At 37.6% G+C, this 25,890-nt stretch carries 22 protein-coding genes; 6 read left to right on the top strand and 16 right to left on the bottom strand.

Annotated features, from left to right (window positions below; translation table 11 throughout):
• Positions 1–7 precede the first annotated feature (7 nt).
• Positions 8–1,258, bottom strand: coding sequence for a GTPase HflX (gene hflX / locus AC4G3L_RS11710; protein WP_491077129.1), 1,251 nt, complete (start codon positions 1,256–1,258; stop codon positions 8–10).
• A 145-nt stretch (positions 1,259–1,403) separates the two neighbouring features.
• Here hflX and AC4G3L_RS11705 point away from each other — a divergent pair, with 145 nt between their 5' ends.
• Positions 1,404–2,006, top strand: coding sequence for a trimeric intracellular cation channel family protein (locus AC4G3L_RS11705; protein WP_491077128.1), 603 nt, complete (start codon positions 1,404–1,406; stop codon positions 2,004–2,006).
• Positions 2,007–2,183: 177 nt separating this feature from the next.
• On the opposite strand, the gene AC4G3L_RS11700 is transcribed toward AC4G3L_RS11705, so the two are convergent.
• From AC4G3L_RS11700 to brfA, 5 genes are all read right to left on the bottom strand, one after another.
• Complete coding sequence (locus AC4G3L_RS11700; protein ID WP_491077127.1) at positions 2,184–2,630, bottom strand: DUF6376 family protein; 447 nt, start codon at positions 2,628–2,630, stop codon at positions 2,184–2,186.
• A 419-nt stretch (positions 2,631–3,049) separates the two neighbouring features.
• Entirely contained in the window at positions 3,050–4,003 is a 954-nt protein-coding gene (spoVK, locus tag AC4G3L_RS11695) for a stage V sporulation protein K (RefSeq protein WP_491077126.1), read from the bottom strand.
• 272 nt (positions 4,004–4,275) lie between these two features.
• Positions 4,276–4,503 (bottom strand): RNA chaperone Hfq, encoded by a 228-nt coding sequence (gene hfq / locus AC4G3L_RS11690; protein ID WP_066104248.1) that lies wholly within the window; start codon positions 4,501–4,503, stop codon positions 4,276–4,278.
• 29 nt (positions 4,504–4,532) lie between these two features.
• Positions 4,533–5,483, bottom strand: coding sequence for a tRNA (adenosine(37)-N6)-dimethylallyltransferase MiaA (gene miaA / locus AC4G3L_RS11685; RefSeq protein ID WP_491077125.1), 951 nt, complete (start codon positions 5,481–5,483; stop codon positions 4,533–4,535).
• 646 nt (positions 5,484–6,129) lie between these two features.
• The gene (gene brfA, locus AC4G3L_RS11680; RefSeq protein WP_491077124.1) at positions 6,130–6,342 is read right to left on the bottom strand and encodes a ribosome rescue factor BrfA; all 213 of its coding nucleotides are present in this window, start codon (positions 6,340–6,342) and stop codon (positions 6,130–6,132) included.
• Positions 6,343–6,528: 186 nt separating this feature from the next.
• On the opposite strand from brfA, the gene AC4G3L_RS11675 reads away from it, so the two are divergent.
• On the top strand, positions 6,529–6,942 hold the full coding sequence (locus tag AC4G3L_RS11675) for a YkvA family protein (RefSeq protein WP_491077123.1): 414 nt from the start codon (positions 6,529–6,531) through the stop codon (positions 6,940–6,942).
• A gap of 320 nt (positions 6,943–7,262) precedes the next feature.
• Here the strand turns inward: AC4G3L_RS11675 and mutL are convergent, their stop codons facing one another.
• The 4 genes from mutL to AC4G3L_RS11655 form a co-directional block, all read right to left on the bottom strand.
• Entirely contained in the window at positions 7,263–9,197 is a 1,935-nt protein-coding gene (mutL, locus tag AC4G3L_RS11670) for a DNA mismatch repair endonuclease MutL (RefSeq protein ID WP_491077122.1), read from the bottom strand.
• Positions 9,198–9,212: 15 nt separating this feature from the next.
• Positions 9,213–11,825 carry a DNA mismatch repair protein MutS gene (gene mutS / locus AC4G3L_RS11665; RefSeq protein WP_491077121.1) on the bottom strand — a complete coding sequence of 871 codons (2,613 nt, stop codon included), beginning with the start codon at positions 11,823–11,825 and terminating at the stop codon, positions 9,213–9,215.
• 103 nt (positions 11,826–11,928) lie between these two features.
• Positions 11,929–12,516 carry an outer spore coat protein CotE gene (locus tag AC4G3L_RS11660; protein ID WP_491077120.1) on the bottom strand — a complete coding sequence of 196 codons (588 nt, stop codon included), beginning with the start codon at positions 12,514–12,516 and terminating at the stop codon, positions 11,929–11,931.
• A gap of 216 nt (positions 12,517–12,732) precedes the next feature.
• Positions 12,733–13,167 (bottom strand): DUF4395 domain-containing protein, encoded by a 435-nt coding sequence (locus AC4G3L_RS11655; RefSeq protein ID WP_491077119.1) that lies wholly within the window; start codon positions 13,165–13,167, stop codon positions 12,733–12,735.
• A 487-nt stretch (positions 13,168–13,654) separates the two neighbouring features.
• On the opposite strand from AC4G3L_RS11655, the gene katA reads away from it, so the two are divergent.
• On the top strand, positions 13,655–15,106 hold the full coding sequence (gene katA, locus AC4G3L_RS11650; RefSeq protein WP_491077198.1) for a catalase KatA: 1,452 nt from the start codon (positions 13,655–13,657) through the stop codon (positions 15,104–15,106).
• A 271-nt stretch (positions 15,107–15,377) separates the two neighbouring features.
• On the opposite strand, the gene AC4G3L_RS11645 is transcribed toward katA, so the two are convergent.
• Together AC4G3L_RS11645 and AC4G3L_RS11640 are read right to left on the bottom strand one after the other, a co-directional pair.
• On the bottom strand, positions 15,378–15,842 hold the full coding sequence (locus AC4G3L_RS11645) for a hypothetical protein (protein WP_491077118.1): 465 nt from the start codon (positions 15,840–15,842) through the stop codon (positions 15,378–15,380).
• A gap of 106 nt (positions 15,843–15,948) precedes the next feature.
• Positions 15,949–16,230, bottom strand: a complete 282-nt coding sequence (locus tag AC4G3L_RS11640) for a hypothetical protein (RefSeq protein WP_491077117.1) — start codon at positions 16,228–16,230, stop codon at positions 15,949–15,951.
• Positions 16,231–16,496: 266 nt separating this feature from the next.
• Here AC4G3L_RS11640 and AC4G3L_RS11635 point away from each other — a divergent pair, with 266 nt between their 5' ends.
• On the top strand, positions 16,497–18,602 hold the full coding sequence (locus tag AC4G3L_RS11635; protein ID WP_491077116.1) for a 5'-nucleotidase C-terminal domain-containing protein: 2,106 nt from the start codon (positions 16,497–16,499) through the stop codon (positions 18,600–18,602).
• Positions 18,603–19,145: 543 nt separating this feature from the next.
• Complete coding sequence (locus AC4G3L_RS11630; RefSeq protein ID WP_491077115.1) at positions 19,146–19,856, top strand: class I SAM-dependent methyltransferase; 711 nt, start codon at positions 19,146–19,148, stop codon at positions 19,854–19,856.
• Positions 19,857–20,060: 204 nt separating this feature from the next.
• On the opposite strand, the gene AC4G3L_RS11625 is transcribed toward AC4G3L_RS11630, so the two are convergent.
• The 3 genes from AC4G3L_RS11625 to AC4G3L_RS11615 all read right to left on the bottom strand — a co-directional run bounded on the left by AC4G3L_RS11625 (position 20,061) and on the right by AC4G3L_RS11615 (position 23,349).
• Positions 20,061–22,082: a penicillin-binding transpeptidase domain-containing protein gene (locus AC4G3L_RS11625; RefSeq protein WP_491077114.1), complete on the bottom strand. Its 2,022-nt coding sequence runs from the start codon at positions 22,080–22,082 to the stop codon at positions 20,061–20,063.
• Between the two features lie 156 nt (positions 22,083–22,238).
• On the bottom strand, positions 22,239–22,910 hold the full coding sequence (locus AC4G3L_RS11620) for an HAD family hydrolase (protein ID WP_491077113.1): 672 nt from the start codon (positions 22,908–22,910) through the stop codon (positions 22,239–22,241).
• 157 nt (positions 22,911–23,067) lie between these two features.
• Positions 23,068–23,349: a hypothetical protein gene (locus AC4G3L_RS11615; RefSeq protein ID WP_491077112.1), complete on the bottom strand. Its 282-nt coding sequence runs from the start codon at positions 23,347–23,349 to the stop codon at positions 23,068–23,070.
• A 417-nt stretch (positions 23,350–23,766) separates the two neighbouring features.
• On the opposite strand from AC4G3L_RS11615, the gene safA reads away from it, so the two are divergent.
• Positions 23,767–24,369, top strand: coding sequence for a SafA/ExsA family spore coat assembly protein (gene safA / locus AC4G3L_RS11610; protein ID WP_491077111.1), 603 nt, complete (start codon positions 23,767–23,769; stop codon positions 24,367–24,369).
• Positions 24,370–24,525: 156 nt separating this feature from the next.
• On the opposite strand, the gene AC4G3L_RS11605 is transcribed toward safA, so the two are convergent.
• The gene (locus AC4G3L_RS11605) at positions 24,526–25,878 is read right to left on the bottom strand and encodes an aspartate aminotransferase family protein (protein ID WP_491077197.1); all 1,353 of its coding nucleotides are present in this window, start codon (positions 25,876–25,878) and stop codon (positions 24,526–24,528) included.
• Between the last annotated feature and the right edge of the window lie 12 nt (positions 25,879–25,890).

Raw genomic sequence — 25,890 nt, 5'->3', positions numbered from 1 at the left:
CCTACTCCTACTCATAATTTTTAATAATTCCCATGATCGCATGGTCTGCTAAAGCCAATCCTTTTAAATGATAGGTCTCATTGCTTTCGTGGAACTCATTTGATTTAACAATTGTCTCATCCTTTAAGCGGGCTATGAGCTTCCCTTCACTTGCAGGAATCTTAACAGAATATGGTTCCATAAAGCTTTCAATCAACTTTTCCATTTCCTGAAGAAGCTGTTGAATATCTTCATCCTGACGTGCAGATATATGAATGGATTTCTCCTTAGATGTTGGCACAAATTCTGGATGGGCAGCATCTTTTTTGTTATAAACTATTAATTGAGGAATATCCTCTGCTTCCAAATCTTTTATTATTTTTTGTACCGTCTTCTCATGATTATAGGCATCAGGATGAGAAGAATCTACTACATGTAAAATAGCATCAGATTCCGTCACTTCTTCAAGCGTTGACCTGAAAGCCGCAACTAACGATGTTGGTAAATCTTGAATAAATCCAACGGTATCACTGATAAGAATTTTATATCCTGATGGCAGAAGACATTCTCTCGTCATCGGATCAAGGGTTGCAAACAGTTGATTTTCTTCATAAGAGTCTGCTTCAGCCAGACGGTTAAATAACGTCGACTTACCGGCATTCGTATAACCTGCCAGCGCAATCTGGAAACGGTTGTTTCTTTTTCTGCGAGCTCTGTAACGTTCACGGTGTTTAACGACTGAGTCCAATTGCCTTTTTATCTCATCTAGCCTACGGCGAATATGGCGTCGATCAGATTCCAATTTTGTTTCCCCAGGTCCCCTCGTACCGATCCCACCACCGAGTCTTGATAATTCAGTACCTTGTCCAGCTAATCTTGGCAGCATATATTGTAATTGTGCCAACTCTACTTGCATTTGACCTTCACGAGAACGCGCACGTTGAGCAAAGATATCTAATATAAGCTGTGTGCGGTCAACGATTCGTGTTCCCAGTTCTTTGCCCAGATTTCGTATTTGACTCGGAGACAGTTCATCATTAAAGATGACGACATCCGGTTCAAGCTCCTCTACTAATGCAACGAGCTCCTCTACTTTCCCTTTTCCGATATATGTAGCCGGGTGAGGCTTCACTCTCTTTTGAGAGATTCGTACAAGACCCTGTCCTCCTGCAGTTTCCGTTAAAGATTCAAGCTCCTCCATAGAGGATTCAAATCTGTTATCGTCAATATTTTCACGCTGACAACCGACGAGTATAGCTTTTTCATATGTCTCTTCCATTATGTCACTTCCTTCAATTCTTCACTCTTTATCTTATCATACCAAAAAAAATACCCGTTCCAAACATTGTACTCAAATGATATGATAAATCAGCCGGATTTTAAAGGATTATTTGAATTTTTATGTTAGGAGAAAGTAAAAAAGTATGACATGGGATGTTTTAAGTATTATCGGAACAGTAGCATTTGCAATAAGCGGTGCTATAGTAGCAATGGAAGAGGAGTATGACTTATTTGGCCTTTATTTACTTGGGTTTGTAACAGCATTTGGAGGCGGAGCCATTCGCAACCTCCTGCTCGGCATTCCGATTATTAATATTTGGGAACAAAATGGACTTTTTTTAATCGCTTTTATTTCTATAACTGTCGTTTGTCTATTTCATCAATGTCTTTTAAAGCATTGGAACCCATGGGGTGATTTTTTTGATGCTATCGGTCTTAGTGCATTCGCCGTGCAGGGTGCTTTAGTGGCAACAGATATGACTCTTCCACTTATCGCGGTCGTATTTGCCGCTATCCTCACAGGAAGCGGGGGCGGGATTGTTCGTGATGTGCTGGCTGCCAGGAAGCCTATTGTACTCAAATCTGAAATTTATGCAATCTGGGCGGGTATAGCAGGTCTCTTAATCGGCCTCGGCGTGATGACATCCAGCCTTGAATTATACCTTTTATTTGTCATTATTACGTTTTTAAGAATGCTATCTTATCAGTATCAGTGGCAATTACCTATTGTTCAGAAAAAATGCTGAATAGACTGTTAGACGATAGATTTACATACGGTCATTTTCAGCCTTATTAAAGGGGCATATAGATTTCTACTAAAGAAAGGGAACTCTATCATCGCATAGAGTCCCCTTTCTTTAACGATTCCTATCATGCTTAATTTTACTCCATCCAATAACTGTATAATCGGAATAGCTATTCATTTATTCGCTTAATTTCTTCATTTGACTTAACAAATCGTTATAAACAGCTATTTCCTCCAATAAACCCGTTTCCGAAAGTAATTCCGAGTTTAAAGTGCCTGCCTCTATCTTTTCTAAATACAACTCAATTTTACTTGCCAGTTCACTATTATGCTCTACCACTTGATTGTGGATATCCTCTAACATAGCCGGTGCTTCAAGGGTATTGAATTTTTCTATTTCATTTTGCATTTCTGTTAATAATTCTTCTAATTGCTCTTTTGAATTTAAATCAGTAATTGCTGCTTCTGCTACAGCTGGTAATTCGTTTGCAAATTGATTTACATCATCAATGTAGCCCGTAGCTTCAGTAACATAATCTAAAGAATTCGACACTTCCTCTATTGTCGAACAACCCGTAGCAAAAATAGTCATGGCTACAATAATCATGGCTAATAATTTTTTCATCCTTTACCCCTCCATTCATTCCTCAGTATACAAATTATATTTCGTAAACACTCACATGCTGGCCAACTATATTTCGTAACATTATCATTCTCCTGAATCCTTCATTTAAAAATGATAGTATCATCATTCTAATCAATTTAATAATAAATTGATCTTTAACAAAACCTTTTTTATATAAACCATTTCTTTGTTTCATCAGATCAAACTATGAGATAGGTGAAACTCTTACTACCTTCTAGTTTAACACATTTACCAATTACACCATTTGTTCTTAAACTAATCTGACTTGAATGTTGTATAAGTAATTCATTTATAAAAACGAAATTTGGGTATTCTTTTAAATACATTCTTCAAAAAATAAGAGTGCCCATTAAGTTGATTGACAACTTATGAGACACTCTTATCTGTTATTTCCATTATTACTCAAACGTATCAAAGACCAAATCATCACTTCTGATGGTCATTAAATCCTGTCTGTCATATTGATTAGACATCAAAAGACGCATCGCCTGGGCTCTGATTGATTTTTCAATCACATTCCTCACATATCTTCCATTTGAAAATGACTTTAAATTTAAAACGTTTGTTAAATAATATAAGTGATCACGGAGTTTTCTCTCCGCATTTAAACTATAAGCATATTGCCGTGCATTTAGCATCCTTTTACTGATATCCATTAACTGATCAACTGTGTAATCCGGAAAATCGATTACAATGGGAAATCGGGAATGTAACCCGGGATTCAACGTTAAAAAATACTCCATTTCCCGTGAATACCCTGCAAGGATAAGGATGAAATCGTGTTGGCGATCCTCCATATGCTTTACTAATGTATCGATCGCTTCCTTGCCAAAATCCTTTTCTCCCCCTCGCCCAAGCGAATAGGCTTCATCCACAAACAAGATACCTCCAATTGCCTTTTTAATCAAATCACGTGTTTTTTGAGCTGTGTGGCCAATGTATTCTCCAACAAGATCAGCGCGTTCAGCTTCAATCAAGTGACCCTTACTCAAGACATTCATCTTTACAAATAGTTCTCCAATTAAACGTGCAACTGTCGTTTTCCCTGTACCCGGATTGCCTTTAAACATCATATGCAGTGCCTGTTTTTCGGCCTTGAGGCCAGCAACTTCGCGTTGTTTATTTACATATATCCATGCATATATTTCCTTTATAACTCTTTTCATTTCTTCCATACCTACAAGACTATTCAGTTCTGTCTCAATTTCTTTAAGCGCTATATGATGAGAAGGTATTTCCCTGGGTAGTGGAGAAACATTTGAAAGTGGCTTATCTTGAGCATTTGTTTGCTCATTCTTCAACACAATGTTAATTTGCCCATTATTTCTTACCCGCAATGGTTGCCGCTCCACCTGATCACCTCTTTACATGAACCCTTCTTCCCTTTTTTATCAAATACATTCGACAAAGTGAAGGCAAAAGAGACAAGAGCCCTCCTAAAACTACAAAATAAATATAAATTATTTCATTGAAGGCACGCTTGATTGTCATATACTGCGATTGCCCGGAAAATAATTATATTTCCTCTCTTCATTTATATTCCCGACCATCCTTTTACAGAATGAAAAAATATCATTAAATTAAAAAACAGACTCCCTTTTTTGGGAGTCTGCCGTACTTATCCTTAACCTTCAAGGTCAACTTGTACATTTTTTTGAGGAGCAAAAGTCGATATCGCATGTTTATAGACCAATTGATGTTTGCCCTCTGTTTCAATTAAGACCGTAAAATTGTCAAAACCTTTTATCAGTCCGCGTAACTGAAAACCATTAAGTAAAAAAATCGTTACATAAACATTTTCCTTGCGTAATTGATTTAAAATTTGATCTTGAATATTAATTCCTTGTTTCATTATTTTGGCCTCCTCTTTTCTCTCTATGTTTATCTATTCGCTTTTAAATCGAGCATTCCTGCCACTTCGATTGATATTTCTTCAGAAATTTTATCAAAGTTGGCTAAATCGGTTACATCAAACCAATGAACATCCATCTTATTTCGGAACCATGTAAATTGTCTTTTTGCAAAGCGGCGTGAATTTCGCTGAATTTCCGATATGACATTTTCACGTGTCTCACTTCCCTCGAAAAGACCGGAAAATTCTTTATAACCTATTGCCTGCATCGATTGAGCATCTTTTAACCCTTGATCATAAAGATCTCTGACTTCTTTTTCAAGACCCATTTGCATCATGGTTTCAACACGTTCATTTATCCTTTTGTATAAAAGGTCACGGTCCATTGTTAATCCAATCAGGGCAACATCATATAATAACGTTCTTTCTTCAGATAGTTCCTGTTCACTGAAACGCTTGCCGGAATCATAAAATACTTCTAAAGCACGGATTACCCTTTTTGTATTATTGGGATGTATTTTTTCCGCTGCTACAGGGTCTATTTCCACAAGTGTTTGATAAACAGCATCAGGGCCTTCTCTATCAATTCGTTCTTCAAGTTCTTTTCGAATATTAGGGTTTGCTGTGGTTTCAGGGAACTGATAATCATAGAGAACGGATTGAATATACAAACCTGTGCCGCCTACCAATATGGGCAGTTTACCCCTATTCGTTATATCTGTAATCATCCTGTTCACTTCATTTTTAAAATCATAAACATTATAGGATTCAGAAGGTTCCCTGCAATCAATTAAATGATGAGGAATCCCTTCCATTTCGTCTGCGGTTATTTTAGCCGTCCCAATATCCATTCCTTTAAAGACCTGCGCTGAGTCTCCACTAATAATTTCTCCATTGAACTTTTTGGCCAAATCGATTGATAGCTTTGTCTTTCCCACTGCTGTTGGTCCAATAATCACGACCAATTTTTGCATTTCCATTTTCCTTCACACTGCCCTATTCATTTTTTCTTATCTTAACACAAATCGGTATTATCTGAACATGAGCAAGTAACATCTAATAAGTATAGACAGATCAATTACACTCTATTCATCTTTTTCTCATTCTTTTGTTATTTTGGAATAACTATTTCCTTGTTCATCATACAAACACTTATTAAAAACATACAGACTAACGTCGAAATAATGAACTTCACACTAAACTTCTTCTAATAATCACTCACTATTAAATATCACAGCAAACTACAATTTAAAAATGCAGTAATTTCGATGAAAAATTCTACCTTTAAAACAACTATAAATAGAGAGAGAATATTACTATTAGAATATCCTAACAATTGAGGGCGTAAACTTAAATGGGAGAAAGAAAACGGGAAGCATATATGATGGGAAACTATAGAGTAATGAGGAGACTGATTTGTGATACAAATCTTACAATGGTTAACTGGATTACTCGCTTTTTTCTTAATAGGGTATATATTTTTGTTCAGAGTATTTATCTTGATGGAATTGCTTTCTCTCTGTTTATCCCTTTTATTTCTGATAACAGGAATTAGAGAATTTCTTGCCAATAAACTATTTATTGCATGTATGTATATTGTCGTTTCACTCCTTTTATTCTTATTTCTTATGCAGAGATGATACTAAAAAAGATCCCATCATCCTCTTTAAGATGCTGAAATCTCTTTTTATGTTTAACCTGATTTATTTGTTCCTTTTTGGTTTTCGTCATCCTTGTACTCAAATCGATCGGATATAGCCCCCCACGAAGAGTTTCAGGATTTCTCTTTCCTTCCCTTTGTAATTTTAACCGGTGTTTTTTAGCTCGACTTTCACTCATTCTCTTTCCTCCTCTATTTTTCACAGGATAGGATTATTATACACAGTTTTAGGGAAAATGACCTAAAAGCATTGATTTTACATTTGGAGACAGTAATTAACTTAATACTGGAGTACGCAGGAATGTTGTGAGTTAATACTATTTGCCTTAAAATGTATAGAAGTGAGTATGAAGGAGGAATTAGTTATGGACGACCAAAATAAAGGTAAGTTTAAATATAAAAAATACCTGGATACTGCCAAAACGTATCTCAACAATAAAACAAAATCAAACGAGTTATTAGATGAGGCAACAACAAAATCGAACACAAACAAAAATGCATTGGAAGAAGGATGGGATAACCTCCAATCACTCATTGCTATGTTTCGTTCCTGGGTAAAAGGCGAATATAAGGAGATCTCGACAAAAACGATTATATCCATTATCGCAGCCATTATTTACTTTGTGTCACCTCTGGATTTTCTACCTGATTTCATATTAGGTCTTGGCTTTGCTGATGATGCTGCTATCATTGCATTTACTGTTAAACAAATAACGGAAGAGCTGGATAAATTCAAATTATGGCAGGCAAAGCAAGAAAAAACGATTGATATGGAGTAAATACTGGGGTGTCTAATCAGTCTTATAAGATGATAGGCACCTCTTTTTTTCGACAATCCATTTGATTAAAATCAGTAAAATCCATAAATGAAGGTTTCTTAGTAAAGGACTTACGTAAACTTATACTATACTCACTTGTTACATTCATTAGGTGAGTTACGATTAGGAACGTCTCAGAATATACTTCTATAATATTCACCATGTGACAGATCTATATTTTTACAACTACCAAATAATGATTATAGAAACATAAAAGGCGACGAAAAACAACTCGTTTTCCGCCACCTTTCATTCTGTCTTATTCTTCATGACTCATTCGATTACATAACCCGTTTAAACATCTTTTCCAGTTCATAAATTGAATAATGGACAATAATCGGACGGCCATGCGGGCATGTAAATGGATCGTTAGTACGCCGCAATTCATCCAGCAGTGCGCTTATTTCATCATTCCGCAAATGCCTGTTTGCTTTTATAGACCCTTTACAGCTCATCATGATAGCCGCTTCCTCACGCAATTTCTTTATATCTACCTTTTTCATGGTTAATACTTGGTGGACCATCTCATCAATGATTGTTTCTTCCATACCATTTGGGAACCACGTAGGATGCGCACGGACAATATAGCTATTTAATCCAAATGGCTCTAAAAATACGCCAACTGCTTCCAATTCGTCTTTATGCTCTTCCAACTTTACAAATTCATCCGTCGAATACTCCAATGTCATTGGAACCAGCATCTCTTGCAGTTCTTTATTGACTTCACCCACTCTATGCTTGAAGTACTCGTACTTAATCCGTTCCTGGGCAGCATGCTGATCAATCATATAGAGCCCTTGGTCATTTTGAGCCAAAATATACGTACCATGCAATTGTCCAATTGGATATAAAGGTGGAATCCGGCTTTCTTGATTATCGTGATTTGCCTGATCCGGCTGTAATTCCTCTTTCTTTCTATCCACTGTCGGCTCTATATTTTGTGGCACAGATCGAGTACTAGCCATAATTCCTTCCTCATCCAGTACTTGATTGGATTCTAGATCATCCTCATCCTGCACCGGAACAGGATGAGAAGCATTGAACTCCGGCTTTGGTTGTTCAAACTCGGGTGGATCATAAATCACTGAAAACCCTTCATTTGCCTTTAAAATTGGGGGAGCCTGCTTCGGCGGTTCAGGCTGCTTGGTACTTTCCTCCCTAAATGTAAATTGAGTTTGTTCCGCTTTGGTTTTTTCATCACGTTTAACAGGAGCACCCGTTGGAATTAACGTCTCTTTTTTAAATGTGTTCCGGATTGCCTCACTGATTACCTCCATCAGCTCTTGCTCTTTACTGAAACGGACTTCCATTTTCGACGGATGCACATTGACATCCACCAATAATGGGTCCATTTCGATATTGAGCATAGCTATTGGATAACGTCCAATCGGTAATAATGTGTGGTATCCTTCCATAATAGCTTTGGCGATTAAATAATTTTTAATGAAACGTCCATTGACGAGTATTGTCATATAGTTCCGTGATGCTCTCGTCATTTCCGGATGACCTGCATAGCCTTTTATTGAAAAATCAAGTGTAGATGCTTCAAAGGGCAGCATTTTTTGAGCAGTTTGGATTCCATAAATCCCTGCAAGTACTTGAAGCGAATTGCCATTACCTGACGTTTGCAATAAAGTCCTGTCATTGTGAACAAGCTTAAATGATACATCGGGATGAGACAGAGCCAGCCTATTCACAACATCCGTTATATTGCCGAGTTCAGTATGAACGCTCTTAACATATTTCAAACGAGCAGGTGTATTAAAAAACAGTTCACTTACCGTCATATCGGTTCCTTTACGACTCGAAAAGGACTCATGCGTCAGAACTTTGCCGCCTTCCAGTAAAAGGCGGGTTCCAGGTCCTTCACCTGTAGATGTCTTCAATTCAAATCTGGATACAGAGGCAATGGAAGGCAGGGCCTCACCGCGGAAACCTAATGTTCGAATTCTGAATAAATCATTTTCATCTTTGATCTTACTGGTCGCATGCCTATGAAAAGCATTCAGGGCATCGTCATCTTCCATACCATCTCCATTATCAATGATACGAATGGATTCCAAACCGGCTTCCGTCACATAAATCTCAATAACCGTACTGTTAGCATCTATAGAGTTTTCTACTAACTCTTTTACAACAGATGCAGGTCTCTCGACTACTTCTCCAGCAGCGATTTTATTGGATAATAGATCATCTAACAGTACAATTTTCCCCATTCTGATTTCTCCTCCCTATTTTAATTTTTTTTGTAATTCATACAATGTATTTAACGCCTCTAAAGGATTCATTTCTAAAATGGATAAGGATTTGAGTTCTTCTGCTACCTTCCATTCTTTCGAGTGTCGGGATGGTTGCGGTGTTTTTTCCTTTCTTTCTTCTGTAAAGAAAGATAATTGCGCCTGTTCACTGACCTTTTCAGCCCGTGAGTTAATTTCTGCAGAAGGTGTTATTTTAGGATGCTTATCACCTTGCTCCAGCACATTTAATATCTCCTCAGCCCGCCTGATAACGGTATCTGGCATTTCTGCAAGCTTAGCAACATGAATACCGTAACTTCGATCGGCAGGGCCATCAACAACCTTATGAAGGAAAATAACATTTCCATTTTGTTCAATCGCGCGCACATGTACGTTTTTCAGCTTGTCCAATTGTTCAGAGAGAGCTGTCAATTCATGATAATGCGTGGAGAATAAGGTAGCAGCTCCAATATGATGATGAATATATTCAATAATGGACTGTGCCAATGCCATCCCATCATAGGTCGATGTCCCTCTTCCAATCTCATCAAATAACAGCAGACTATTTTCAGTTGCATTCGTAATGGCATGGTTTGCCTCAAGCATTTCTACCATGAACGTACTTTGTCCTGATATCAAATCATCTGCAGCACCGATTCTCGTAAAGACCTGATCAAAAATAGGCAGAATAGCTTCATCTGCAGGTACAAAGCAACCGATTTGAGCCATAATGGCTGTAAGGGCAACCTGGCGCATATACGTACTCTTACCAGACATATTCGGACCGGTGATTAATAATATTTCTTTCTTTTTGTCCAAAAAGCAATCGTTTGGTACATATTCAATAGCTTTCAAGACTTTTTCTACGACTGGATGCCTGCCATTTTTAATACTCATTTGGCGAGTTTTAGAAAATTGGGGCTTCACATAGTGATAACGTTCACTGATGGTAGAGAAGCATTGTAAAACATCCAATTCACTGATTTCCATCGCCAATTTTTGCAAACGAGGGATATAATCTTTAATTTGATCACGCAATTCACAGAATAAATCATATTCGAGGCCCGTACTTTTCTCTTCTGCTTCAAGAATGATGGTTTCTTTTTCCTTCAATTCTGGTGTTATATAGCGCTCTGCATTGGCTAGAGTTTGTTTTCTGTCATATCGATCATCTTTTAAAAGATGAACATTTGCTTTCGTCACTTCTAAATAGTACCCGAATACACGATTATAGCCGATTTTAAGTGAACGTATGCCTGTTTTCTCTCTTTCTATTTGTTCCAACTGGGCAATCCATGTTTTGCCGTTTTTGGATGCATCGCGATAACGATCTAAATCCTCATTATACCCTTCGCGAATAATGCCTCCCTCTTTAATCGAAATCGGCGGATTTTCATGAAGCGCCAGTTCAAGTAAATCAGTCACTTCTTCACACGGATCCATACGAGAAGCTATTTCTTTTGCCGTATCATTCGGAAGTCTTCCTATCACATCTATAATAGCCGGCACTTGCTGCAGGGAACGCTTTAGCTGCAATAGATCCCGGGCATTTACATTGCCATAGGATACACGGCCAGTCAAACGTTCCAGATCATAAACTTCATGCAATAGCTCACGAAGCTCTTCCCGTTCAAAAAATTGGTTCATAAATGTATCGACCATCGATAAACGAGCTTCTATTTCTGCTTCATTGATTAACGGGCGCTCAATCCATTGCTTTAATCTGCGGCCTCCCATGGCTGTCTTTGTTTCATCAAGAAGCCATAAAAGAGATCCTTTTTTTCCTTTCGAACGGATTGTCTCGGTTAGCTCTAGATTTCTTTTTGAATAATAATCGATTTTTAAATACTGTTCTGTTTCATATAATTCAACAGGTTGGATATGTTCAATATTTCTCTTTTGAGTACGTTGTATATAGTTAAGTAAACGGGCTACTGTTTGTTTTAAATTTTTTTTCGGAAGTTCTTTTACCAGATGGCTAAACTCAGCTTTAGGTTCAGAATCCACTTCGTGAGAGACGGTGACAACCCCTCTCTCTTTTAATAACACTTCTTTTTCATCCCCAAAATCGGACGGAACCACAACTTCCTTAGACCCAATCACCGACACCTCGTTTAACACATCTTTAAAATCAGCGAAATGAGTTACACGGTTTTCACCGGTTGTTAAATCGATATAGGCGACTCCAAATGCAGCGTTATCCATCAATGAAATAGAAGTCAGGTAATTATTTTCTTTTTCTGCCAGGCTCTTGCCTTCCATAACAGTCCCCGGAGTAATCAATTGTACAACTTCACGTTTAACGACCCCTTTTGCTGCTTTCGGGTCCTCCGTTTGCTCGCAGATTGCTACTTTATAGCCTCGATCTACTAAAGTTTCTATATAGGATTGCGCGGAATGATAAGGGACCCCGCACATCGGAATTTTTTGATCTCCTCCGCCGTTTTTTGCTGTTAACGTTATCTCTAGTTCTTTTGATGCCTTAATCGCATCCTCAAAGAACATTTCATAAAAATCACCAAGGCGGAAAAACAAGAACGCATCTTGATAATCTGCCTTTATACTCAAGTATTGTTGAATCATAGGGGTATAGGTTGCTACTGCCATTTTCCCAAAACCTTTCTTTCAGTCAGATAATTAATAGAAGTATTATATCATAGGAGCCAGCTGTTCTAACTCAAAAAAACTAGAGAGTTTTCTCTCTAGTTCCTTAAACCCGATTGCCTTTGCCTTGTTTCCTACTCGGTTCATAAGTGCTGGACTCTTCACTATGATCTAGGAAATCAGGGATAATTTCCGCCAATTCTTCATCATCTACATCAAGTTCCCAGCTTTCCTCATCATTGCACCCATTTTCCCTTACTGAAACACATACTTTCGTTTCACCAATGATTTCCACTAAAAATTCACGTTCAACATGAACAGAGATTTTTTCGCCATCTGGAGTGATTAGACATTCTATACAATTTGGCTGCTGAACTACTTTTGCAATGACTTCATTATCATCGTATACCGTTTGATCCCGATATTTTAACTTTATAATATCTTTATACGGAACCTTTTCTGTTCTAACCTCTGTTTTTGTATTATTGCTGAAAGAATACCATACATTGATATCATAGTACCCTGCAATTTCTACCTTTTTACCTTGTTTCCTGGCTTCATACGTATGATTAATAATCCAGCAGCCCAGTATACTGGTAGGATCATGATCCGGACAAACCGTATGATTCGCTTTGGTAAACTTCCGTCCTTTTGCCACTACTGCTTTCGTGATGATTTCTCTATATTGTGACATACAAGGTTACCCTCCTCAACCATTTTCATTTCATCCTATGCGTGATAAATATCTAGTGTGAAAGTTAATTATCAGTTCAACAAGGATTGAATGCTACAGTTTATGCCCATGGGAAAAAAAGGTGACCTTGATTTGAAAATAGGAACAAGTTGTGCGTGATTCTTCTATATAAAAGAAAAAAGAGAATCTTCTTTAATCAAAGATTCTCATCCTATTTTAAACTGTTTTATTTGCTGATTTTTTGTACATATATTGCTGCCACTGAAAACGGATAAAACAACCAATACAGAATCCAAGTATAGCAACAAATGAAGCAATCGCTACTAAAGCAGTAAAGGTATATGCCGCAATATCCCAATCAAGTAAATAACTGATCAGTCCTCCAGCAAGGCAAATCACCGCAATTAGTTGATTGAATTGTTGCTGAGCCCATTCTTCCGGGATATAGTCAGAAGGTTTTTTTCTTAAAAATAATTTACCTGCTTGCATGATTGGATTAAATCCGAATATTAATCCCATTATTCCTGCAATTAAAGGCAGAGCTAAAATCCATTCATTGCCTGTACTCCATACTGCGACTACACTGAGAAAAATCACCCATTGATTCAAACGAACCAATGGCCTCGGGACCGTACGAATAGCCTCTGTCATTATATCATACCTTTCATATATGTTTTATGAGTTATAAATCATCTTACTTGGAATCATCCTCATTTGAAAGGAAAATGATTTCTCAACCTGTAAATTTTATATAATATGGCCTATTTTTGAAGTTACTCAATCTATAAGAGAGGGTCAAAAATAACTTGCATTCTTTATCAGACATAATAAACGTTTCTGACTGCTATATATCTTTAGTAAGCCATAAAAGCTATAAGGACCTCTTCTTAATATAGTTTTGCAGATTTCAAAAATTGTATGAAAAGAAATGCAGTTTCTAATTGAGAATGACTTAAATAACTCCCGAAACTTTAAACAAACTCGTACCAACTACGAATTCGCCCGTTATCTCCAAAAGAGAATTCTGTCATAATATCGACTTTTATTTATAATAATTTTAAATAAATAAAGGTTTTTATTTGATAAAGATAAAAAAAGTCACTATAATAGGTTTATCTTACGAAAAAGGGTGGTATACATATTGTCCAAAAAATTAACGACTAGTTGGGGAGCTCCTGTTGGAGACAACCAGAATTCCATTACAGCTGGAAAACGCGGACCAACTTTAATTCAAGATGTTCATTTATTAGAAAAATTAGCTCACTTTAACAGAGAACGTGTGCCTGAGCGTGTCGTGCATGCAAAAGGTGGCGGAGCGCACGGTTATTTTGAAGTTACAAATGACCTAACTGAATATACTAAAGCGGCTTTCCTATCTGAAGTTGGGAAAAAAACTCCACTGTTCACTCGTTTCTCAACAGTCGCAGGTGAACTTGGTTCTGCTGATACTTTACGTGACCCACGTGGATTCGCAGTTAAAATTTATACGGAAGAAGGCAACTATGACATCGTTGGTAACAACACTCCTGTCTTCTTTATCCGTGATGCGATTAAATTCCCTGATTTTATACATACACAAAAAAGGAACCCGCAAACACATTTGAAAAACCCGGATGCAGTTTGGGATTTCTGGTCTCTTTCACCTGAATCATTACACCAAATTACCATCCTAATGTCTGACCGCGGAATTCCCGCTACTTGGCGTCATATGCACGGATTTGGAAGCCACACATTCAAATGGACGAATGCTGAAGGCAAATCCGTATGGGTTAAATACCACTGGAAAACAGAACAAGGAATTAAAAACCTAGCTACTGATTTAGCTGCTGAACTTGCTGGTACAAACCCAGACTATCATATTGAAGATTTATTCAATGCGATTGATGCTGGAGATTACCCTGCTTGGAAATTATGCGTACAAATCATGCCGCTTGAAGATGCCAATACGTATCGTTTCGATCCATTCGATGTAACGAAAGTTTGGTCTCAAAAAGATTATCCTTTAATCGAAGTTGGCCGTATGGTATTAGATAGAAACCCAGAAAACTATTTTGCTGAAGTAGAACAAGCTACGTTCTCTCCTGGTAATTTCGTTCCTGGTATTGATGTATCACCAGATAAATTATTACAAGGCCGTTTATTCGCCTATGCAGACGCTCACCGTTACCGCGTAGGAGCAAACCATAATCACTTGCCAGTTAACCGTCCTAAAACAGAAGTGAATAACTACCAACGTGACGGACAAATGAACCCAAGTATTAATGGCGGATCATCTGTATATTACGAGCCAAACAGCTTTGGAGGACCGAAAGAATCTCCTGAAGATCAACAAGCTACTTTTGAAGTAGAAGGTTATGCTGCAAGCACCGCTTATGATAGAGATGATTTCTACACACAAGCTGGTGACCTATATAGATTGTTAAGCAGCGAAGAACGCGCTAACTTAGTTAACAACATCGTTGGTGCTATGCAAGGTGTATCTATACCTGAAATTATCGAACGTCAAATTCAGCACTTCTACAAAGCTGATCCTGAATATGGAACACTTGTAGCTGCAGGATTAGGCTTAACAGTAACTGAAGAAGTTTAATAGATATATAATTTTATTTTCCAAAAAATTTAATCCTATTTCTCATTCTCAATTATATTCTTTTATTCTCAATTAATTTAGAGGTACTGCAATATGCAGTACCTCTTTTCTATAAGCTTTTTTCATAAGGATTAGGACTACCGTTTATCATTAATTTGAAATGCGGCGTATTCTCCCGTAAGAAAGCGGCCATACTTGTTATTCAACTAACGATACGAAAAGGAATACTAATTCAAAAAGCACTCCCTTTTCATGAATAAACCCAGCCCCTCTAGTAGCTTGTATGTTTTTTAACAACCTTTACCATCTGCTTGATTGCTCCTAAATGATACGCAGCATGGGCTAACGCCCCTAAGAGGTTAGTAGACATTGAAGAATTAAAATTATGCTCCTCAGTAATGTATTTAGTTATCTTCATGTACTCATGATGAAGCCCTTTCTTTATTTCCTCCCATTCATCTTTTGTCACCACTCCAATTTTCCAACTCTCATCCCAATCAAGATCTTCCGTCTTACCCTTTAATGATTGGTTAATGGCCCATAAGTGGTAACGTGTATGATCCGTATGGGCAGCAATTGTCACACCTTCGACTAGTACGGAAGCTTCCTCCGAGCTTAAAGAATCAATAGTACCGAACAATCCGCTCCCAGGCTTTGATTCAGTGAACCAACTCCCATTTCCTTTGGGTCCTTCAAATGTTTCACTTAATAAGATCTTAATTCCTTCATTATTCATGTCATCACCCTTCCTATTCATCATTTCATTTTAGTCACTATCCCTATCCTTCAGAATTAAATTAAGAAGTAAATCATTCATGTTCTTATATTTGTCCCTTTGATAGCTATGCTATATTTTTTAGCCAGATTAAGACGCGAATGAAATGAAATGGTTCAAACCAGCTAATCAAAAAGAGCGCGATAAAAAATGAACTAAGTGAAACAAATTTTAAAATTCCTTTTTCTTGTTTAAAAAACGCCACAACACTAAAGACAATCCCAATTAAACAAGAAAAAACCCCCAAAAGAAAGGTCATTTCAATATGATTCTCTAATCTCCCCGCTAAACCGATTAATATTAGTCCCACGATCACGAAGACTATTGACCATAAACTGAATTTTCTCACCATCACACCTCCAATATACCTTTAACATTAATTGGAATAATCCAACAATTAGTTCTAGGCCTATCTTGATATATAAATGGACCGATTCCTTAACCAAAAGTAAACACGTAAAGGAATCTTATAATGGATAATAACGCAATTGAATGCTAAATAAATAGTTCTAAATAACTATTTATCTGAAAATTACCTCAATTATCCTAAAAACTAATTATAATCAGATATAAGGCCAATATCTTGGCCACATCAAACAAAAAGGGGAGCGATTTATGAAGTTGCGATTGAAGTTTTGTCGTATGTTTACCGTTATCACAATGGCTGCCACGCTTGCTGGAACATTGGTTGTTCCGATGGTGGATGCAAAGACAGCTAACCGGCAGAGTGAAGCTCGTTTTATTCAGGAACTGGGTGTTTCTCCTCAAACCGCTAAGAAACAGGAATCCTTAACCCGAATTGATGCAGCGGATCTGATAGCGCGTGCATTAAAGCTCGATTACCAAAAAGCACCAAAGACAAGTTTTACAGATGTGCCAAAATCGTCCCAAAAAGCTGTAAGCTCATTAATCCATGCTGGTATCCTTGAAGCGAAAAGCAAGAATAAGTTCGGCAGCAATGAGACTTTAACTCGAGGAGAGCTTACAGTATGGATTGCCAATGCTTTCGATTTGAAAGGAAGCACAGAAACAGCCTTCACTGATGTACCTAAGAAACACCGAGAAAGAATTGGTTCTATCGTTCTTTATGGTATTGCTGAAGGCATTTCCGATACTGAATTTGGCTATAGCCACAAGGTTAGCCTATCTGAATTTATTACCATGCTGCAACTAGCATTAAAAGCCCCTGATTATCAATTACGTGTCCTTCATGTCAACGATACGCACGCCAACATTGAAAATACACCTCGGCAACTAACCGCAATCGATGAACATCGCAATGGAAATACAAATAATCTTCTTCTCCATGCCGGTGATGTGTTCTCTGGCACCCTTTATTTCAATGAATTTAAGGGGCTAGCCGATTTAGAATTGATGAACCTCGCCGAATTCGATGCGTTTACATTCGGCAACCATGAATTTGATCTTGGGACTGAGACATTGCTACCATTTGTACAAAATGCCGAATTCCCATTTGTAAGCGCAAATGTTAATTTCAGCAAGGATACCCTCATGAAGAACCTTCAAAATAACAACACATATTCCGCAAAACCCCATGATGGAAAAATCTATGACGGCATCATCAAGAATATAAATGGTGAGAAAGTCGGCATTTTCGGCTTAACGACAGCTGAGACTACCAGTATCTCAAGTCCTGGAGATGTTAGATTCGAAGAGTATATCGCTTCAGCAAAAGCTTCTGTGAAAGCATTCAAGAAACAAGGCGTTGATAAAATCGTTGCCCTTACCCATATTGGTTACAATGATGGCGGCGGTGACAATGACCTCGAGCTGGCCAATCAAGTCGATGGTATCGACATCATTGTCGGCGGCCATTCTCATTCACAGCTGGATCAGCCAGTCGTTGTGGATAAATTCAAAGAACCAACGATCATCGTCCAAGCTAACGAGTATTCCAAATATCTAGGGGAGCTTGATGTAAGCTTTGATAAAAAAGGAAAAGTCATCGCCTATGAAGGGGAGCTGATAAGCATTGACGCCAAGAATGAGCATGGTTCTTATATCTTTACCGAAAACCCGGCAGCAGCTCAAATTCTAGCGAAGTACAAGCCGGTTGTTGATGCAAAGAAAAAACAAGTTGTCGGCACAACAACAGTTGACTTAATTGGGGGCAATCCTGCTGCAAGGACTGGCGAAACAAATCTTGGCAACTTGATTGCTGATGGGATGCTCGACAAGGCAAAAACCATCAACTCAAATACAGTAATTGCACTCCAAAATGGCGGCGGTGTCCGGACAACCTTAAAGGCTGGACCAATCACATTAGCGGACGTGATGACAGTCCTTCCATTCAGTAACGCACTCGCAATCATAGAAATCAGCGGTACTGAACTAAAAACAGCTCTTGAACATAGCGTTAGTGCAGCTCCAAGTGCTAGCGGCGGTTACCTGCAGGTTGCAGGCATGCACTTTACCTATGACAGCTCTAAACCAGTAGGAGCACGCGTCCAATCAGTAGAAATACTCCAGGATGGGGAATATACCCCACTCTCTGATACAGAGACCTACTTCGCTGCCACGAACATCTTCACCGCTAAAGGCGGAGATGGCTATTCCGTCTTTGCAGATATTTACGCAGATGGCCGTGTAAGCGAACCAGGATTCGTAGATTGGGAGATTTTCTCCGATTACATCCAATCCTTCCCTGATCAAACTGTATCACCGTATGTTGAAGACAGGATTATTGATATTTCCAGATAAACAGACTGAAGGCATCAGTGTTTGACTGATGCCTTTTTCCATAACTATTAAAAAAATCCGTTAACCTGAATCTCAAACTCTAACAAAATGGAAGATATGAATTTTTCGAAAGAACAGGCCTACTTCCTCCCCCTTCTTCTGTTCTGCACCCCCTAATTTAAATCCCAACTCTACCTTTTGGAGGTCACTTTATTCCTACTTCTTAATGAATTTCATTCCCATGTTAGTGTTCAATCGAAATGAAAAACTATAAATTAGGTAATTGCTGGTCGAATGTACTGACATGCCACCATCCCTTGAATTGATATCCAAGATCAAATAGACGGTTTCCCTTATTAAACTTGTTATCTTTCTTCCTCGTAGTTTTCTTACTATATCCTCAAATTTATTCTCTCCTGGTTCTTTTTCCAGCTATTTTACTCACCCCGCAAGAAAACAAGGGTTAATTTACCTTTTATGGTATTATATACAAAAGCATATTCTACTGAGAGTTGATCGCTGTATGAAAGTACTCAAATACCTAAAAATTACGAGGAGGAATTTATGGAATTCAGGGGACCTAGCGTTTATGAAGAGGAAGAGTTTTTTTCAAACTATATGACAAGAAGAGCTAGGAAAGATAGTCCTAATAATGCTATTGAAACTCCGATTATTTTTGATCTAATGGATGACTTTAAAAATAAAGATCTATTAGACTTGGGTTGTGGTGACGCTTCTTTTGGCAAGGATTTATTAGAACGGGGTGCAGCAACTTACACTGGGATTGAGGGTTCTGAACAAATGGTGAAAGCTGCTAGAAGGAATCTATCAGGGGTTAATGGAAGCGTGTATCATCATACAATGGAATCATATCCTTACTTAAAAGAAAAGTTTGATATTGTAACGTCAAGATTTGCTATACATTATGTATCTGATATTCACTCTCTCTTTAAAAACATACATTTGTCATTAAAAGACGAAGGTAAGTTTGTTTTCAGCGTTCAACATCCAATTACTACAGCTTCTTTTCAAAGTAAAGCAACTGGAGATAAACGTGAAAATTGGATTGTAGATGATTATTTCCTTGATGGGGAAAGAAAAGAACCTTGGATTGAACAAATAGTGGTAAAATATCACCGAACAGTCGAACAATACTTTAGAGCTCTTGTCTGTTCTGGATTTTCAGTGACTGATTTACGAGAAGGTCAACCTGTACGTAAAAACTTCAATGATGAAAAGAATATAATAGAAGACTCAGAATTCCAGTTGTATTAGCGTTTTCTTGTACAAAAATATAATGAATCATTAAACGGGATACCAACATATAGACTTCACTCTGGAGTTTTTTTACTCACACTATTATAGCTATTCTACATTTAATGCGAAATGACTTTTTAAAAAGACTTACATAAAAAAGATGCTTCCACTCTATTTTCTAGTGGAAGCTTCTTTTCTAATTCTTGTTCTATTACCTTTTAATTATTCAATTTCAGAAGAATCCCAGTTTAGGAATGTCTTTTGGATAATGGATTGTACCTCTTTGCCTCCGCCATTATTTTGCACATCTTCAATTAATAATGACATAACGGCTTTTGGATTTTTTTGATCATAGGCTACGAATAGTCCATTTTCCACGCCTTCTTCATCCTGTGTTTTTTTCAATTCGGCTGTTCCTGTCTTACCAGCTAACTCTAATTTAGGTGTGTTGGCCGCTTTACCTGTACCACTTGTTACAACTTTTCTCAAATCAGTTTTCAAGGTCTTTGCCTGTTCCTTCGTTAAAAAAGAATCATGCCACACAGCTGATTCAGTATCAAGATAAAGACGAGGCTTCATTAATTTCCCATCATTTACAATTGTTCCGTAAATGCTGGACAAATGCACCGAACTCATCAATACTTCTCCTTGTCCATAACCTGTATCTGCTAATAGCTTACTACTTTCTAACTTATCGCTATTTGAATATTGTGAAGCTCGAATTGGATATTCGAGCGGAAATTGATCTTCACCAATTCCCAATTCCTTAAATCCATTAATTAAATCCTTCTCACCAATTGAAAGGGCTGTTTGGGCAAAGTAAATATTATCTGATATTTGCAATGCGGTCTGCAAATTAACAGGATGTCCTGGATCGCTTACCCTTGTAATGGAGGCATCTCCCCATTCTTTTCCTTTGGACCATTTTAACCCTTTAATATCCATTTGTTTCTCTGGGTCAAGTTTACCGGAACTTAAACCAATCGCTGCAATAATTGGCTTAATGGTTGAGCCTGGCGAATAGGTTGCTGCAAATCGATTCAGCAGCGGTTGTTTCTTATCTTTTTCCAGTTGACTATACTTCTCTGAGCTAATCCCAAGCACAAAATCATTTGGATTAAATGATGGAGAACTTACAAGCGCCAACACATCACCCGTTTTGGGCTGAACAGCTGAAAAGGTACCCGCAGCTCCCTTCATATTTTGAAAGGCCAACTTTTGCAATTCAGCATCTATTACTAATCTAAAGTTTTCCCCATCCTGAGCTTCTGTTTCCGCAATCACCACAGGATCTTCTTCACGATCAATATAAATGGTATACCCATCTTTCGGACGAAGCTTGTCCTCTAATAATTGCTCTAGCCCTCTTTTACCAATGACACTGTCATTCGTATACCCTTTATCTTTATTTTTCTCCAACTCTTCAGCAGTAATGGTTCCAACATAACCTGTTAAATGAGCGGCACTTTCTTTATAAGGATATTCCCGAATTTCTTTTTCTTGGAAACTGACACCATTGATTACTTTTATCTTTTCAATTAGCTCTTTTTGATTATTTTGAATCGTTTTGATCGGTACAAAATAACTCGGTTGCACCCAGCTCTGATTTAGCTGCTTGTCAATATAATCATCGCTGAGATTCAATAATTTGGTTAACTCAGCTTTTTTAGATTCATCAAAATTCTCCGGAACAATTCCTACTGTTTGTGCAACTCCATTTATAGCAAGGCCATTTCCGTTTCGGTCCAGGATTTCTCCCCTTTTACCAGTAGTATGATTAATACCTATCTTATCGTCCGGTTTTAGTTCCGGGAAAATATAAGTTGTATCCCAATCAACATACCAATTCTCTTCCTCATCTTTTGTTTCAAGCTTCATGGTTACTTCTTTTTCGAATTCAATTGGACCTGCAAGCGAATTCATTTTCACTTGAATCGGAAGGGTTATGCTTTTCTGATCCTTCAACTCTTTCTCTTCCTTGAATGCACTTTTTACTGATAAATCCGAAATTTCCAAATCCTCATATACCTTTTCATACCGATCGACATATTGTTCTTTCTTAACCTTATCTTTTGCTGAAATTGCTACATAATCCGAATACATTTTTTCAAATTTTTGTTCGTTCCAAAGGTTTATGTATTCATTTAATCGCTCTTCCGGACTGGCAATATTATTACAACCACCTAAGAGAAGAATCAATAAGAAAATTCCTATACTTCCCCATATCGTTTTTTTACTCTTCAATGAATTGCCCCCTTTCACATACACTCTTATTATACTAAACTAAGGAATTGTTTTCACAATGATTTATCCTAGAATTACCTTATTGGAAATAAAAAAAACCTTTTCATTTAACAAGAGATGTTAAATAAAAAGATTACACTAGTAGATTCGTCATTTTTACAGCTTATTAACAGGGACATGTTTATATTTTTTTATTAATTTAGTAAAATCAGGCAATGTTTTACATATATGTGATGGTTTTGTTTCATATGTTGTGGATTGAACCGTGCTAAACCATTGAGCTGCAATCGTTGTCACTTTTGCCGAGGCTCCTGCAGCCATATCAACTTGACTATCCCCAACGAATAATGCTTCAGAGGGCGCATTATGAAGTAACTTTAATGCTTTCTGGATACCTTCAGGACTTGGTTTGTTTTCCTTCACTTCATCTCCGGAGATGGTCACATCAAAATAATCATATAGATTCAAAGTTTCTAATGATAATGTTAAAGATCTTCTGCTTTTTCTTGTAATAATCCCGAGATTAACATCCATATCCTTCAAAACATCCAACATTTCCTGAATTTCTGTTAAGTATTCAAACTCTCGATTATGCCCTTTTTCGTATTGATCATAAAAATCTTCTATGGCATACTCAACTTTTTCCTTATTTTGCAAATGTTTTCTAATAATAAGATCCTCAATAGGACCAAATAAATGAATGATTTCTTCATTAGTTAAATTTCTTTGATCATATTTATTAAATACATACCTAAATGCCTCGAAACATACAGGTAAAGTATCGGCAATGGTTCCATCGTAATCAAAAAGAACAGTTTGGAGACTCATAGTGCCACTTCCTCTCTGCATTAACCCTCTATAGAATATTACCCATTTATTATAATTGTTAATACAATATTAATTATAGTATTAAAAGTAATATTTGAAAGCGCTTTATTTTAAGTGGTCACAAATAAATCATCTCACTTTATTAATGCGTAAACATTTATTCATTATATTCGTAAGCTGTGTAAATCTCTGTGACTTCATTAACGGAGAGTTGAAAAGAATCGCTTGCCATCTTCATAAATCGGTCTTCAAAAACTGCTGAATTATAATTTGGAGCTGTACTGAGATGTGCTTTTGCTTTCTTAATATACGTATATACTGTTTTCTGGTCAACAGAACTTTCAACCTCCGCCTTTTGATTGTCCTTGATGTAATTTTCAGGAACATGGCAGCCTGTTAATAATAATGCAACACTCACTCCTATTACCATTTTTTTCATTATTTAGAACCCCTTTCCACCTATCTGTTTCTAGTATAAAAGACTTATAGCCGGAAAGGATAGTAAGTTTTTAAATTTGTCACATTTCAATATATCCATATTTTAAATCATATATTTATACCGCTTTAAATAATGTCCCTTTCATCGGTTAACGAAAGGCTCTGCGGTCCGGAAGTTAATCCCCTCCTATATAATTTCCGGTATATTTTAACAATGTCTTCCCCCTAAAACCATTAATCACCAGCTTCCTCTCTCCATACTCTAAATACCGAAACCATAAACTACCATTTTCGTATAAAACAGTTTCTATTAAGGATCCATTATGGATATTATAGATTTCCTATTATTTACAACCCTTTTCTCTTCTATCCTTTTATATAATGAAACTTCTATTAAAAATTCATAAGGAGAGGAAAGATGAAGAGAAAAATTATATCTATTACACTCACAACCACTTTATTGCTACCTACAGCATCAGTTTTTGCAGACTATCAATATAGCGTTGTCTCTGGAGATACTTTATGGAAAATTGCCGTCAAAACTGAGACAGGGATCAGTGAACTAATTGCTGCAAATACACAAATCTCAAATATAAACCTCATTTATCCAGGACAAAAGATTAATATTCCTACCCAGGATGATATAAAAGCATATGAGCAAGAAGTTATCAGACTCGTTAATGCAGAAAGAACCAAACAAGGTCTAAAAGAATTACAATATGATTGGGAGCTTGCCAGAGTTGCAAGATACAAGTCAGAGGACATGAGAGATTACAAATACTTTAGCCATACTAGTCCTGTGTATGGTTCCCCATTTGAGATGATTAAGAACTTCGGCATCACCTATAAAGCTGCTGCTGAAAATATCGCAAAAGGACAAACTACTCCGGAACAAGCCGTAAAATCATGGATGAATAGCTCAGGACACAGAGCGAATATATTGAGTACAAAATATACTCATATTGGCGTTGGTTATGCTAAAGACGGTCATATTTGGACTCAACAATTTATATCTAAGTAAAAAGAAAGCCTTCTCGGCTTTCTTTTTTTGACCAAATAAGTAATTATAGAACTTATTGATTAAATCTAAATCATAAAACATACAAGATTATCATGATGGCTGGTTATAGACTGATTTCTTCATTATAATGATCTCTGTAAATACCCTATCTTATTCTTATAAAGCTGCTATTTCCTCCGCAACCGTGGTACACACAATATCTGCCTCTTCCTTGCTGATGGATAAAGGCGGCGCAATGGTTAGAATATTATTAAACCCGGCGACAGTTGCACCGTTTTTGCCAATCAGCACACCTTTTTCTTTACAACCGGCTATAACTTGATTGACTGCATTTATATCAGTCGGAGCTTTTGTCTCCTTATCCCTAACAAGCTCAATTCCAATTAACAACCCCTTTCCGCGGATATTGCCGACCAAGGAGTGATTGCCAATCGACTTTTCTAGACGCTCCTTCATATATTTTCCAAGTATTTTGGAATTTTCATATAAGCCCTCTTGTTCCATAAGTTCAAGATTTTTCAAAGCAAGTGCACAAGCTGCAGGATTTCCGCCAAAAGTATTAACATGGCGGAAATAATCGTACTCCTCTGTTCCCTGGAAGGATTCATAGATTTCTCTTTTTACCGCTGTCGCTGACAATGGAAGATACCCACTTGTAATTCCTTTTGCCATCGTGACAATATCTGGCTTCACGCCGTAGTTCATAAATCCGAACGGCTCACCTGTCCTTCCAAATCCGCAGATCACCTCATCGGCAATTAATAAGGCTCCGTGTTTGTCACAGAGTTCGCGGACACCGGACATATAGCCTTCTGGCGGCATGAGCACTCCTCCACCCGTAATGATTGGCTCCATAATAACCCCGGCGATTGTCTCACCTAACTCCCACGTCATTACCTGATCCATATCCTTTACCGATTGCAGTTCTAGCGGATTACTGTCATCCGCTTCCGGGCATCGGTACGAGTCTGGCGGAGCTACGTGAATAAATCCCGGTGCGAGCGGTTCATACTTATATTTGCGCTGGGCCTGTCCCGTTGCGGCAAGTGCCCCCATTGAATTGCCGTGGTAAGAGCGATAACGGGAGATAAATTTATAGCGAGAATGCTCCCCCTTTTGTGCATGATATTGCCTTGCTATTTTAAAAGCAGCTTCATTCGCTTCCGATCCACTGTTAGAAAAGAAAACAACATAGTCGCCTCCAAGCATATTATTAAGCTTTTCCGCAAGCTCAATAGCAGGCTGATGGCTTTGGCTCAATGGAAAATAAGCCAATTTCTTTAATTGTTCATAAGCCGCCTCGGCCAGTTCTTCCCGGCCATATCCGATATTGACACACCAGAGGCCTGCCATCGCATCAATCAATCGATTGCCATTTGCGTCTGTGACCCAGCATCCTTGCGCCTGCTCGGCTATCATGGTTGCATTCGGGTTATACGGCTTCATTGAATGCCATACATAGTTCCGATCCTTTGTCAGCCAATCTGTCTCTTCCTTAATCTCACCCATCACCATCTGTCT

The sequence above is a fragment of the Bacillus sp. z33 genome (assembly GCF_058313615.1).
Note: the sequence above shows the minus strand (reverse complement) of the source record. Positions and strands in the feature narration are given on the sequence as shown.

Bases quoted from the DNA above. Each gene is read 5' to 3' on its own strand.
- hflX (WP_491077129.1), bottom strand. From the start codon at position 1,258: ATGGAAGAGACATATGAAAAAGCTATACTCGTCGGTTGTCAGCGTGAA.
- AC4G3L_RS11705 (WP_491077128.1), top strand. From the start codon at position 1,404: ATGACATGGGATGTTTTAAGTATTATCGGAACAGTAGCATTTGCAATA.
- AC4G3L_RS11700 (WP_491077127.1), bottom strand. From the start codon at position 2,630: ATGAAAAAATTATTAGCCATGATTATTGTAGCCATGACTATTTTTGCT.
- hfq (WP_066104248.1), bottom strand. From the start codon at position 4,503: ATGAAACAAGGAATTAATATTCAAGATCAAATTTTAAATCAATTACGC.
- miaA (WP_491077125.1), bottom strand. From the start codon at position 5,483: ATGGAAATGCAAAAATTGGTCGTGATTATTGGACCAACAGCAGTGGGA.
- brfA (WP_491077124.1), bottom strand. From the start codon at position 6,342: ATGAGTGAAAGTCGAGCTAAAAAACACCGGTTAAAATTACAAAGGGAA.
- AC4G3L_RS11675 (WP_491077123.1), top strand. From the start codon at position 6,529: ATGGACGACCAAAATAAAGGTAAGTTTAAATATAAAAAATACCTGGAT.
- mutL (WP_491077122.1), bottom strand. From the start codon at position 9,197: ATGGGGAAAATTGTACTGTTAGATGATCTATTATCCAATAAAATCGCT.
- mutS (WP_491077121.1), bottom strand. From the start codon at position 11,825: ATGGCAGTAGCAACCTATACCCCTATGATTCAACAATACTTGAGTATA.
- AC4G3L_RS11660 (WP_491077120.1), bottom strand. From the start codon at position 12,516: ATGTCACAATATAGAGAAATCATCACGAAAGCAGTAGTGGCAAAAGGA.
- AC4G3L_RS11655 (WP_491077119.1), bottom strand. From the start codon at position 13,167: ATGACAGAGGCTATTCGTACGGTCCCGAGGCCATTGGTTCGTTTGAAT.
- AC4G3L_RS11645 (WP_491077118.1), bottom strand. From the start codon at position 15,842: ATGAATAATGAAGGAATTAAGATCTTATTAAGTGAAACATTTGAAGGA.
- AC4G3L_RS11635 (WP_491077116.1), top strand. From the start codon at position 16,497: ATGAAGTTGCGATTGAAGTTTTGTCGTATGTTTACCGTTATCACAATG.
- AC4G3L_RS11630 (WP_491077115.1), top strand. From the start codon at position 19,146: ATGGAATTCAGGGGACCTAGCGTTTATGAAGAGGAAGAGTTTTTTTCA.
- AC4G3L_RS11620 (WP_491077113.1), bottom strand. From the start codon at position 22,910: ATGAGTCTCCAAACTGTTCTTTTTGATTACGATGGAACCATTGCCGAT.
- AC4G3L_RS11615 (WP_491077112.1), bottom strand. From the start codon at position 23,349: ATGAAAAAAATGGTAATAGGAGTGAGTGTTGCATTATTATTAACAGGC.
- safA (WP_491077111.1), top strand. From the start codon at position 23,767: ATGAAGAGAAAAATTATATCTATTACACTCACAACCACTTTATTGCTA.
- AC4G3L_RS11605 (WP_491077197.1), bottom strand. From the start codon at position 25,878: ATGGGTGAGATTAAGGAAGAGACAGATTGGCTGACAAAGGATCGGAAC.